Genomic DNA, 12,837 nt, shown 5'->3' on the forward strand with positions numbered 1-12,837 from the left:
CGCAAATGATTAAAGTGAGTTGGAGTAATTTATGTGCAGCCGTTACTCATTCAACCTGTCCAGGGTTGACCTTGGCTTTCTCGGTATCAACGATGTGTTAACTCAGAAACCCGTGCAACAGGTGGTGCCGGGGCAGCAGGTGTGGCTGGTTCGGAACAGTGACTGTGGTGCCCCTGAACTCGCCCAGGCCAAGTGGGGGCTTGTCCCTTTCTGGTTGCAGGATTTATCCCGGGCCCAGATCAACGCCCGTGTGGAGACCGCCGTTGAGTCACGAATGTTCAAACAAGCCTGGCAGGACAGGCGTTGCCTGATTCTGGCAGATAGCTACTACCAATGGCATATGGCTCCGGGCGACCGTCGTCAGCTGTGGCGTATCGGCGCAAAAGATGGTTCGCTGCTACTGATGGCCGGATTATGGGAGCGGTTCACGGTGGACAGTACTCTCTCTTTCGATTCCTGCGCCGTGTTAACCATGCCGGCAATGCCACCGTTAATGTTAATCGCTGAGCGCATGCCGGCGTTGTTAACGAAGGCTCATGCACAGCGCTGGCTGTCCGGGGAACCTTTTGATATTGAACGTTTTTCTGCCTTTCTAGCCAGCTTTCCCTGGCACAGCCAGAATATTCTGAAAGGCTGAGGTTGCGTTGTTCAGAATCTCCATTCACTGCTGAAATGCTGGTCTATCATTAGCGTTCATTGTGGCCGTGTGCAGTGAACCCAGTGCAATTTTCTATCAGGAAAAAAATCATTTTTTTTACTGTCGTGCCTGTCACGCTGCTGTACAACCTGATCTTTGGAATCCACCTCTACCTCTCACTCAAACAGGCCACGGACGCGGTCGCCAAAGGATTGATTGAGCAGGTCTGGCATAATGCGGACAAAATTGACAGCCATACCCGGCAGCTGATGACCATGACCTCGTTTATGGGGGATATGTTGAGTCGGATGCCAGTGACTGACCATGCCATGATCAAACACTTTCTCACGGATCTGGTGGCAAGAAACTCTCTGGTTCGCGGCTTTACTTATGTGAAGCTCGGCAGCAGCCTGCAGCACTGGGATGTTTTTCATGCCTACAGGAATCAGTGTCGGGTCCGGCTGGATGAGAGCGTCGATACCGGCCTGTTCCTGCCCAGTTCTGGTGGGCTAATCAGGATCAGCAGAAAGAGGGATTCTGGACATCGCCAAGAGGGTCTGCGGATAAAGGGTGGATTGTCAGCTATATCGTCCCGGTCATTTCAGCGAACACCCTTTATGGCTATTTCTGGATGGATATCAGCCTGGCGGATCTGCGCCAGCAGCTGGTGGAAAACACCACGGGAAATGCCAGTTTCTCCATTGTTAATGGCGCAGGAGAGTACCTGCAGACGGACAGTGAAACGCCGAAGCGCTACCAGTTAAACAGCATTCATCAAAGCCAGTTCTATTACGGTTCACCGGGGTTATGGCATGACCTGGAAGAGCTGATTGAGCGAGGTGAGCCTGCTTTCCGGCATAAGTGGGTGCCGGTGCGGCAGAATGAGTACTGGTTGATGGGGGCACCCATTAAATCGGCTTCCTGGTGGATGATCAGTTATGCCCCGAGGGAAACCGTACTGGCTCCGGTTATTGACCAGGCGCAGATTAATGCATTGCTGATGCTACTCTCCCTGACACTGATATTTACTTGTGCCAGCCTGGTGTCGGTGAGAATTACCCGTCCGATTATCCGTTTGAAGCGAGCCATGGATGATTTTACCTACCGTCGGGTCATGCCGGTGATTACCCATATCAGCCGGGATGAAATGGGCAGTTTGACCGAAAGTTTCCAGCAACTGGTGACCAGGCTGACGGACCGGGAAAAAGCACTGCATCAGGCCAGAACCAGCAATATCGGTCATTTGCTGGAGCGGCTGAGGGGAAACTATTTCTATTTCAACCTAAATAAGGATGGGTGTGTTACCCATGTCAGTCCGTCAATAGAGGCCATTCTGGGCTACACACAGAAGGAGTTTCTGCGTCCATTGATCGGGTATCTTGCTAACCGGGACAGTAAATTGTGTTTTCGGGATCAGTTTCGTGAGGCCAAGCAGGGGCGATGGGGCGATACCTTTGAGCTGGATATCCGGCATCTGAATGGCAGCACCCGCAGGCTGGAAATTTTCTGGAGCGATATCGGGGATCTGGAAGACAGGCAATATCTGGTGGAAGGGCTGGCCAATGATATTACCGATCGGGTCAGCGATACCAAGAAATTCAAGCTGCTACTGGACAGTGCGCCGGACGCAACCATTATTGCCACACCGGAAGGCATTATCGGCATGGCCAACAGCAGGACGGAAGATCTGTTTGGCTTTCACCGGGAAGACCTGGTCAATATGCCCCTGAGCCTGCTGACGCCACTGGAAAACCGTCCGGGGCACCCTCTGTTGGGTGACCTGGAAAAAGCCAGTTGGGAGCAGTTGTGTCTGGTGGGTTATGAATCCCGGGGTATTGATCGTAAAGGCCGGATTTTCCCGGTAGAAATTACCAGCAACCCCCTGAAAACCGGTGATGGATTGCTGATCTCCATGGTGGTTCGTGATATCACCGAGCGCAAGCGCATTGAGCATGAGTTGATGCGGGCCAAGGAAGAGGCCGAGCGGGCCAACCTGGCCAAAGGTCTGTTCCTCTCCAATATGAGCCACGAGTTGAGAACTCCGCTGAATGGCGTGCTTGGCAATGCCCAGCTGTTGTTAAGAAACCTCTCGTTATCATCGGCCCAGCGAAAAAGCCTGAACACCATTGAGGCCAGCGGCCAGCATTTGCTGTCACTGATTAACGATATTCTCGATTTAACCAAAATTGAGTCCAGCAAGATTGAATTACACCCTTCGGCGGTTCGATTGCTGGAGTTACTGCGCGGGGTGCGCAACATCCTGATGGAAAGGGCGGTCAGCAAGGGGCTTGATTTACGCCTGTTGCCCATTGGCACGTTACCGGAAATTGTCATGCTGGATGAAATCAAGGTTCGTCAGGTGCTGCTGAATCTGCTCAGTAACGGCGTTAAGTACACGGTTAAGGGGTGGGTTGAATGCCGGGTTTCCGTGGCGGGCAATGATATTGTCTTTGAAGTCCGCGACACCGGTGTCGGTATTGCCCATGAGGACCTGGAGAGGGTCTTTGAACCTTTCCGGCAGGTCCATCTGGGGTTGCAGATCGGTGGCACTGGCCTGGGGCTGGCGATCAGTCGGCGGCTGGTTTCGGCCATGGGTGGGGAGCTTGATGTTATCAGTGAGCCCGGCAAGGGGAGCCGTTTTATTTTTGTCCTGCCGCTGGTTCTGGGCAGTTTTGCAGCGCTGAAAGAGCATCAGCGTCTACTGCCCGGTTCCATTTATGTGCATTTGGATGAGCGCTTCCAGGGGGTCCGGGTGCTGGTGGTGGATGATGTTGAAAGTAACCGGGATATGATGGCCGGGTTGCTGGACTCCGCCGGTTTCAGGGTTGATACTGCCGGCAATGGCCTTCAGGCGGTGGAAGCGGTGAAGCAGGTGGATTTTGACCTGATTTTGATGGATATCTCCATGCCAGTGATGGATGGGGTGACAGCGATCAGAAAAATTCGTGAACTGCCCGGAAAAGTATCGGTCAAAGCAGTGGCGGTGACCGCCAGTGTCAGTCATGAGGCCAGGGAGCGGTTGTTGATTCAGGGGTTTGACGAATACATTGGCAAGCCCCTGGATGCCGGGCTGATGTTTGATAAAATCCGCTGTTTACTGGGGGTGGATTATGTCACCGCGCTGCCAAAACCTGAGTGGAATGAGAATGCTTTGCTGCAAAGTCTCAAAGAGATGCACATGGACAGCTTTGTTCATGCCATTATTACTGCTTTTGAGCAGGGCGATCTGGAGTCGCTGGAGCAGGCGCTGCACTCATTTGAGAACGACCCGGCATTGGCCGATGTGATTGGCTTCCTGCTGATGCTGACGGCGGATATGGATATTGCCCGGCTGGAAAATTTTATTGGTCAGCTGGTAGAAAATTTTAACCATAGACGTTAAGGCATTATCAGTCAGTTTTATTGATATGGATTCATTACCAAAAGCAGCAAATTCATGCTCGACAGCAGCGTTTGCCAACCCTGAGAGTTGCCCGGCGCAACCGGGCAAACAGTCAAACCCTGAAACTGCAAACTGCCAGCCTACGGGTAACAGGGGAACAGCTAAGACAGGAATTGCTCGATGCTGTGAAGGCAGGCACGTTAGGTGCTCGACAGATCAGGATGAGCTCCGCGAAATCAGGTCATGCAAGATTCAAAAAAGAGTCGGATTATCTTGACCATAAGGATAAGTTACCTAAAGGACCAAGGCCCGTCATCCTGATTATGGAAGATGTACCCACGATATTAAGGCCGAACCATGTCACTGTTGGTCTGATAAAACCCGGTACGCTCGCTGCCTATAAAAAAAATGCCATTACCTCCAACTTAAAGAACAATGCAGTAAAGCCGGATGAGCTTTCTGCCAAATGTCTGCCTGACCACAGTTCACTGCAAAAGAAAATGGAGGAGAGAGCTAAACGGATCTGTACCGTTTATAGGGGATCTTCATCCGGTAAACTGCGCTTGAATGGCACATTCAAACCGCCTGAATTCAGGGAAAAAGATTATAAAAAGTTAACCTGCCATTCAGAATGGCTAACCACCGGGTATAAAAAATCACAAATCAAGTGCTTTCTTTCTGTAAAAGAGGACCTTGGCAAAGACATTACCGATCATTTGCAAGATAAACACCAGTTAGAAGAGACTTTTGGCATCGACCCATTGCCCTGGCTGGTTTATTCCCAGCAAAGCGGCTCGGCAGAGGTTTATTTTGAGGATGAACTCAGTGGTCATCTGTCAGGGCTGCATAAAGCCAGGCTCACTAATTTTGCGATATCCCATATCATTGCTGAAGATACCTTCAACCAGGTATTGAATTTTCTGCCAATGCCGTTAAGAGCAAAGACCCTGAATCAACAGCATCTGCCAGCGATGCAGTATCCATGTCAGGACATGATAAAACTGGTAACGAACCCGGACTTCAATCATCAACACTTAAGGGAATTAATAGACCAGATCTGGAAATTAATAGACCATGATTTCCCGGTTCAAAACACGTTTCTATACAAGGGGAAGTGGCAGACAGTACTTGATTTGTTAATCCAGTCAGCAACAACGTTATGGTTACAAGATCATCGACGTAGTATGTCTCTGTATAATAACAAACAAGAGCATACGGGAGAGACAGCTGACGAGGAAGATGTTTTTTTCCAATTATCTACTGAACTGGCCAGACGCGGGGTGTCTTTTGATGAAAAAAATGGCAAGTATCTGTTAAGGGAATTTTATTCGATTAGACTGTGCTGTCGTTTAAAGGCATTGGGATTATCTTACAAGGGGGGGGAATTTATGGTTTTTAATTACTGATGCCCCCTTCTTTAATGATCCGGCTGTCATGCTGGAATTTCATCAACGTTGCCGGAGACTCAGTTCAGCAAAACTGCAAGAAGTGTTTCACTACGTCCTTCGACGACCTTTTCAAGGGTATCACCCCTATGACCAATTAAAGAACTATTTGTTGGCTCTGTTTCGTTTTGGTGAACCCGATGAGCAAATATTCAGCGCTGTGAGGGAAAAAATAGCAGACACCAGCGCTAATGGCATTGAACAATCCCTGGGAACACTTTGTGCAGATGATTATATCCAATGGGTTAAAGAACTCTGGGAGCGGCGGGATCAAGAGCCCTTTTATCAGCAGTGGCCAGAAAATATCAAAAAAGGGCGGCAACAAATAGACGAACTGCGAAAGTCCTTCGGCCTTACCGGCAGCCAATCTGCCCAACCTGCCTCATTGATGCAACCAGCAGCGTTGCAATTTATCGTCGACGCCTTCAGCCAACCACCGGTTCTGCCCAATGCCAAAGATAACGAAGAGACCATTCTGAGAATCCTACAGCACTATTACCGACGTCCCGGACCAGAGCGAGTCATCCAATGCCTTGGCCGTGAGACATTGCCCGTGGTGTGGAAGCCTGCGCACAGCTGCAGTCATGTATTGCGGGCCCGGAACAATCTGTTGTGGTATATCGAGTTGCTGGAGAAATTCGATCCGATGCAGTTCTCTGACATTGAAAAGAACCTGTTGTCGCTGGCCATCATCTATCATGACGCCGCAGCGGAAGATGTCCCCAAACGAGATGAAGAAGCCAGGGCGGCTGACTATTTCAAACGGGATCTGCAGGGGCAGTATCCACAACAACAGCTGGAGGATATTGCCGAGGCGCTGGCCAGCAAGGAAGACGACGTACATGGCAAGAGCGACCAGACTATTTCCCCATCGGTTCGCCGTTATCTGCGGGTACTGCGTTTTGCTGATCGTATGGACTTTATCCGATGCAGCGGGGTTGATGCCTCGTTCCCGGGATTCTGCCCAGGCCGACACCAGCTTACAGTGTTTGACCCCTGGCGTTTGGATCTGCCGTCGCAACTCACCAGGGATTTCACCGCTGAGCCTGCCCTGAAACCGGACTTCCAACGCCAACTGGAAGCTGCCATGCATGGTGCCGCTGATCTGTTACAGGTCACTGGCAGCCATAGTAGAGACTGTCGGGCGGATTCCTATATCCAGACGTATCATCTCAAAACTGACAGGACGGCCATCAAAGAGAAATTTGAACTGACCCCCTTGCCACTGCAGAACATGGAAAACTGCCTGGATGATAATGTCCGGCGTTTTATTGCCAGCCGTGCAGGCATTCACACCTGTTCCAGCCCTGACCATAAAGACTGCAAGACTGACCGGCAAAATGGGATTACCCGTGGCATCCATAATAGCTTCCATGACCTCAGGCAAGTGCAGGTGCCAACAGGGATGACCCGGCTGGAAAAGATGCAGTGTCGCCAGGGTTTCAGTCTGCTCAGCATGGCAACACAAGAGGCCATCGCCCAGGAGGTGCAACGACTGCAATCCGAAGGGATACTTATGAGCCTTGGCACATTAACCCAGCAAACCCTGAAATCACCCCTGGCAAAACAAGTGCTTGAGCAAAGAGGATTTGCGGTGATCAGTGAGAAGCGCTTCAGGGGGTATGATGACACTGGCAAGGTAAACCTGCAGGAAATGCTGGTGCCCATTCCTGTGGGTTCTGTTGGTTCATGATGCTTTTGTTTAGTCGAAGAATTGTGTGGGCATGATTTTTTCACCTCTTATTCTGAATGCCATTGCTTGCATTCAGAATAAACGTTCACTGTCTTGTGAGGATCGGTTCCGTACCTGACTTTTGGATTTAACGACATACGTTTTATTAAAAAAATCTGTTTTTTTGTGGAACTTGCCCTGCTGATTTTTTGTCCAACTCGAAGTTTTGAGTCAAATAGCGGGCTAAAGTAATGAATAGTGTCGGTGTAAACGGGGCAGATGTTCGCTTTAACTGTTCTTCTATCTGTATAAATGACGAACATATCAGAGGACAATTTGGTGGACACTCACTGGTGGAGACCTCTTGTAAACCGCAAGGTCACATTTTCCACCTGGGATGCATCACCCGACACCTTGATGAGCAGAGTGAAACAAGTCTTAATAAACGCCGATGCAGTGAATGCGAGCAAACGGCACTGCCACTGATTCGTAAGGACGGGGAAAGCGTCGATGACGACGAATCACCTTATTGTGAATCCCGAATGCTTAATGTCTGCCGTAGCGGTGATCTGAGCAAGCTGAACTGGCATCTGGACAAAGACAAGACGTTGGCCAATCAGCCTTACCGCTCGGCGCTAACCGGTCATCCTGAATACCTGTTAGCTGTCGCCTTAAAGCACCAGCATACGGATTTAGTCCGGACTCTGATCGACCACGGTGCCGATGTCAATGCCGCCGATGGGGAAGGTCAAACACCGCTGCATATCACCGCTGCCAATGGGGATAAAATATGCCTGAAAAAGCTCATTGAAAAGGGAGCGAAGGTAAATGCCACCAATAATAACGGCGAAACAGCCCTGCATATAGCCACCAAAATCAGCATAACCAAGGGCCGTCAACAATGTGCTGCCATGGGCATAGATATCACTGGAACCCTTATTAACGGCAAGACCTTCGAAACACTATACCATCGAACAGGAAAACGACATTGGGTTTCTGCGTGAGCTTGCTGATAACAGAGGAGTGGACCTTAATGCCCGTGATAACGACGGTATCACACCTTTAATGATAGCAGCTCTTTGGGGCAAATTAGATCACCTGACTTATTTGCTTGAAAGAGCGGATTTCAATATCGCTGATAACAGCGGCAATATTGCTGATAACAGCGGCAGTACGGCATTGCATTTAGCCGCTTGTTGGGGTCAAACCGATTGCCTGAGAAAACTGCTTGATAAGAAAGTGGATGTCAATGTCAAAACACATATAGATGGTGCTACGCCCCTGCATATGGCCGCTCAGAACGGCCACATAGAGTCCGTCAAGGAGCTGCTGGAAAATTATCTAACCCCAGTCAATGAAAAGATGAACGATGGCTGTACGCCTCTCCACTTGGCTGCTCGTAATGGTCACACAGAGATCGTCAGGGCATTTAATGAAATTGCCTCCATGCGCATCCAGGTTGATGTCAAGAATAACAATGGTGATACGGCTCTCCACGAAGCTGCTCGTCAAGGCCACACAGAGACCGTCAATGCATTGCTGGAAATTGTGGCCAAAGAGAAGGATATATATGGCCAGACGGCTCTCCACGCCGCTGCTCTTAAAGGCCACACAGAAGCCATCCAGACATTGCTGACCATTGACCCCTACCTGGCCAAAGAGAAGGATAACAATGGCCGCACGGCTTTCCACGCCGCTGCTCTTAAAGACCACACAGAGGCCATCCAGACATTGCTGTCCATTGACCCCTCCCTGGCCAAAGAGAAGGATAACAATGGCTGCACGGCTCTCCAAATAGCTTCTTTTAAAGGCCACACAGAGGCCATCCAGGCATTGCTTTGACCCCTCCCTGGCCAAAAAGAAAGATAAATATGACGAAACGGCTCTCGACCTGGCTATCATGTTTGGCCGCACAGAGTGCAAGCAACTTCTTAAAGACTATGGAACCCAACCATCGGGCTGCCTTCTAAAGTGAGCAATAAAATTGAGCGAAGAACTGATTCTTGGTTATTTCAAACCTCCACCTCATAGTGCGCCAGGTTCGGCGCAGTACCTTTTTCTCTTCTGAATAAATGCCTTCTGGTCAACACCCACAGATTCGCGTTTGATGGTAATAACCGAACCATCCCGAAGCTCTGCCTGAGCCATTGCCGTTATTAGCGGTAATGGTGGCGACGATTCGCGCCCCTTCAGGAATCAGCGCCTTGAACTGTTGCCAGATATTCATGGATGCCATTGCTTGCATTCCAGATAAACGTTTACTGTCTTGTGAAAATCGGTTCCGTACCTGACTTTTGGATTTAACGACATACGTCTTGTTAAAAAAATCTGTTTTTTGTGGAACTTACCCTGCTGATTTTTTGTCCTACTCGAAGTTTTGAGTCAAATAGCGGGCTAAAGTAATGAATGGTGTCGGTGTAAACGGGGCAGATGTTCGCTTTAACTGTTCTTCTATCTGTATAAATGACGAACATATCAGAGGACAATTTGGTGGACACTCACTGGTGGAGACCTCTTGTAAACCGCAAGGTCACATTTTCCACCTGGGATGCATCACCCGACACCTTGATGAGCAGAGTGAAACAAGTCTTCATAAACGCCAATGCAGTGAATGCGAGCAAACGGCACTGCCACTGATTCGTAAGGACGAGGAAAGCGACGATGACGACGAATCACCTTATTGTGAATCCCGAATGCTTAATGTCTGCCGTAGCGGTAATCTGAGCAAGCTGAACTGTTATCTGGACAAAGACAAGACGTTGGTTAATCAGCCTTGCCGCTCGGCGCTCACCGGTCATCCTGAATACCTGTTAGCCGTCGCCTTAAAGCACCAACATACGGATTTAGCCCGGACTTTGATCGACCACGGTGCCGATGTCAATGCCGCCGATAATCAGGGTGAGACGCCCCTGCACATTGCTGCCCGTCAGCGCTTGGCGCTCACCGGTCATCCTGAATACCTGTTAGCTGTCGCCTTAAAGCACCAACACATGGATTTAGTCCGGACTCTGATCGACCACGGTGCTGATGTCAATGCCGCCGATCATCAGGGTGAGACGCCCCTGCTCATTGCTGCCCGTCAGCGTTGCACCGAGGTCTTCAGTATCCTGATCGAGGCCGGGGCGAATATCAATAATGTACTGCGCACCGCTGTCCGGGAGGGCAATGATTCTCTGCTTGAATACCTGATCAGCACCGAACTCAGCCAATCTAACCTTAATATCGCTCTGCGCGAAGCCGCCGGACAGGGACAATCGCAGTACCTTATACTCCTGATCAATAAAGGAGCATACGACATTAACGGTGCCCTGCGCGAAGCCGCCGGACAGGGGCAAAAGCTGTGCCTTGAAACCCTGATCTCACCGCAAGTCTCACAGCGAACGCCAGACCTCAACGGTGCCCTGTGCGCTGCCGCCGAGGGGGGGGCAAACGGAATGCCTTAGATTCCTGATCGAGAAGGGTGCAAACCAACTTGATCTTGATCATGCCTTGTACCGAGCTATTATGGCACGAAACAACCCGAGCCGAACCGTGCTGGTCGAAGAAGGAGCAAATACTACTACCGTAGTGCACACTGCTGCCAGAAAAGGTGATTGGAAATTTTTCAATTACCTGAACAATCCGACAGAGATCAATGCCGCCGATGGGGAAGGTCAAACGCCGCTGCATATCACCGCTGCTAATGGGGATAAAACATGCCTGAAAAAACTCATTGAAAAGGGAGCGAAGGTAAATGCCACCAATAATAACGGCGAAACAGCCCTGCATATGGCCGCTCAGAACGGTCACATAGAGTCCGTCAAGGCATTGCTGGACATTACCCCCATCACGGCCATTGATAAAAATAAAGATGGTGATACGGCTTTCCATTTGGCTACTTTTGAGGGCCACACTGATACTGTTGCATTGCTGATCAGTGCTTGTCCACAGAACGTTCTCCACCGCATGGTCACTGATAAGAATAAAAAAGGATTGACCGCTCTCGACTTGGCTAAAAACTATGGTCACAACGCGTGCAAGGAACTCATTGAAGAAAATGGAAACCCATATAATACTGATCTCTACTTAGCTGCACTTAATGACCACCCGGAGACCGTTAAAGTCAAGGTTTTGTCGGACAGTGACCGATCCCTGCACCTTGATGATCTCCACTGTGCTATCCGCAATGGCAACACAAAGTTGGTCAGGCAATTACTGATCATTGACCCTTCCCTTGCCAAAGAAAAGGATAGCGATGGCAATACGGCTCTCCACTTGGCTGCGCGCCAAGGCCTCACAGAGGCCATCAAGTCATTGCTGACCATTGCCCCCTCCGTGGCCGAAGAGAAGGATAAAAATGGCCGCACGGCTCTCCACACAGCTGCTCTTTCTGGCCACACAGAGGCCATCCAGACATTGCTAACCATTGCCCCCTCCCTGGCCAAAGAGAAGAATAACAATGGCGATACGGCTCTCCACGACGCTGCTCTTAAAGGCCACACAGAGGCCATCCAAACATTGCTGGCCTCTGACCGCTCCCTGGCCAAAGAAAAGGATAAATATGGCGATACGGCTCTCCACTTAGCGGCTAGTAAAGGCCACACAGAGGCCATCCAGACATTGCTAACCATTGCCCCTCCCTGGCCAAAGAGAAGAATAACAGTGGCGATACGGCTCTCCACGACGCTGCTGGTAAAGGCCACACAGAGGCCATCCAGACATTGCTGACCTTTGACCGCTCCCTGGCCAAAGAGAAGAATAACATTGGCCGCACGGCTCTCCACACAGCTGCTTTTTCTGGCCAAACAGAGTCCATCCAGACATTGCTAACCATTGCCCCCTTCCTGGCCAAAGAGAAGAATAACAATGGCGATACAGCTCTCCACGACGCTGCTCTTAAAGGCCACACAGAGGCCATCCAGACATTGCTGGACTTTGACCGCTCCCTGGCCAGAGAGAAGGATAAATATGGCGATACGGCTCTCCACCTGGCTGCTAATAAAGGCCACACAGAGGCCATACGGACATTGCTGAACTTTGACCGCTCCCTGGCCAAAGAGAAGAATAACAATGGCGATACGGCTCTCCACGATGCTGCTCTTAAAGGCCACACAGAGGCCATCCAGTCATTGCTGGCCTTTGACCACTCCCTGGCCAAAAAGAAGAATATCATTGGCCGCACGGCTCTCCACACAGCTGCTTTTTCTGGCCACACAAACGCCATCCAGACATTGCTGGCCTTTGACCGTTCCCTGGCCAAAGAGAAGGATAACGATGGCCAGACGGCTCTCCACTTAGCTGCTTATAAAGGCCACACAGAGGCCATCCAGACATTGCTGACCATTCCATCCTCCCCGGCCAAAAAGAAGGAGAAGGATAAGTCAGTCCGGACGGCTCTCGCAGCAGCTGTTAACGCAACTGCTTTTGCAGTCCACACAGAGGCCACCCAGCCATTGCAAACCATTGACCCCTCCCTGGCCAAAGAGAAGGATAACGAAGGCCAAACGGCTCTCCACAAAGCTGCTTCTCAAGGCCACACAAAGGCCATCCAGACATTGCTGAAGATTGACCCTTCCCTGGTCAAAGAGACGGATAACTTAGGCCGGATGGCTGTCCACTTAGCTGCTGATGAAAGCCACATAGAGGCCATCCAGATATTGCAATCCTCTCTATGGGAAAAATAACGGTGGCCAGACGGCTCTTTAATTGGCTTACAGCCATG

Annotated in this window: 11 protein-coding genes; 10 read left to right on the top strand and 1 reads right to left on the bottom strand. The window is 50.3% G+C overall.

Annotation, left to right across the window (positions count from 1 at the left end; all coding sequences use genetic code 11):
- The first annotated feature begins 31 nt into the window (after positions 1 to 31).
- The 7 genes from O3276_RS24835 (at position 32) to O3276_RS24865 (ending at position 8,978) form a co-directional block, all read left to right on the top strand.
- On the top strand, positions 32 to 637 hold the full coding sequence (locus tag O3276_RS24835; RefSeq protein WP_269673710.1) for an SOS response-associated peptidase: 606 nt from the start codon (positions 32 to 34) through the stop codon (positions 635 to 637).
- Positions 638 to 720: 83 nt separating this feature from the next.
- Positions 721 to 1,401, top strand: a complete 681-nt coding sequence (locus tag O3276_RS24840) for a hypothetical protein (protein ID WP_269673711.1) — start codon at positions 721 to 723, stop codon at positions 1,399 to 1,401.
- A gap of 236 nt (positions 1,402 to 1,637) precedes the next feature.
- Entirely contained in the window at positions 1,638 to 4,019 is a 2,382-nt protein-coding gene (locus tag O3276_RS24845) for an ATP-binding protein (RefSeq protein ID WP_332328303.1), read from the top strand.
- A gap of 20 nt (positions 4,020 to 4,039) precedes the next feature.
- A complete protein-coding gene (locus O3276_RS24850; protein ID WP_269673712.1) occupies positions 4,040 to 5,425 on the top strand; it encodes a hypothetical protein in 1,386 nt (461 codons plus the stop codon).
- Between the two features lie 28 nt (positions 5,426 to 5,453).
- Positions 5,454 to 7,157 carry a hypothetical protein gene (locus O3276_RS24855; RefSeq protein ID WP_269673713.1) on the top strand — a complete coding sequence of 568 codons (1,704 nt, stop codon included), beginning with the start codon at positions 5,454 to 5,456 and terminating at the stop codon, positions 7,155 to 7,157.
- Between the two features lie 230 nt (positions 7,158 to 7,387).
- Positions 7,388 to 8,140, top strand: a complete 753-nt coding sequence (locus O3276_RS24860; protein WP_269673714.1) for an ankyrin repeat domain-containing protein — start codon at positions 7,388 to 7,390, stop codon at positions 8,138 to 8,140.
- On the top strand, positions 8,133 to 8,978 hold the full coding sequence (locus O3276_RS24865) for an ankyrin repeat domain-containing protein (protein WP_442876614.1): 846 nt from the start codon (positions 8,133 to 8,135) through the stop codon (positions 8,976 to 8,978). Before O3276_RS24860 ends, O3276_RS24865 begins: the two co-directional genes overlap by 8 nt.
- 241 nt (positions 8,979 to 9,219) lie before the next feature.
- On the opposite strand, the gene O3276_RS24870 is transcribed toward O3276_RS24865, so the two are convergent.
- Positions 9,220 to 9,372, bottom strand: a complete 153-nt coding sequence (locus tag O3276_RS24870; protein ID WP_269673716.1) for a hypothetical protein — start codon at positions 9,370 to 9,372, stop codon at positions 9,220 to 9,222.
- Between the two features lie 166 nt (positions 9,373 to 9,538).
- Between O3276_RS24870 and O3276_RS24875 the strand changes: the two genes are divergently transcribed.
- From O3276_RS24875 to O3276_RS24885, 3 genes are all read left to right on the top strand, one after another.
- Positions 9,539 to 10,579, top strand: a complete 1,041-nt coding sequence (locus tag O3276_RS24875; protein ID WP_269673717.1) for an ankyrin repeat domain-containing protein — start codon at positions 9,539 to 9,541, stop codon at positions 10,577 to 10,579.
- Positions 10,580 to 10,640: 61 nt separating this feature from the next.
- Positions 10,641 to 11,843 carry an ankyrin repeat domain-containing protein gene (locus O3276_RS24880; protein ID WP_269673718.1) on the top strand — a complete coding sequence of 401 codons (1,203 nt, stop codon included), beginning with the start codon at positions 10,641 to 10,643 and terminating at the stop codon, positions 11,841 to 11,843.
- Complete coding sequence (locus O3276_RS24885; protein WP_332328304.1) at positions 11,756 to 12,799, top strand: ankyrin repeat domain-containing protein; 1,044 nt, start codon at positions 11,756 to 11,758, stop codon at positions 12,797 to 12,799. The genes O3276_RS24880 and O3276_RS24885 overlap by 88 nt, the downstream gene beginning before the upstream one ends.
- Positions 12,800 to 12,837: the final 38 nt, after the last annotated feature.

Origin of the sequence: Endozoicomonas sp. GU-1, from assembly GCF_027366395.1 — a bacterium.
Classification (GTDB): domain Bacteria; phylum Pseudomonadota; class Gammaproteobacteria; order Pseudomonadales; family Endozoicomonadaceae; genus Endozoicomonas.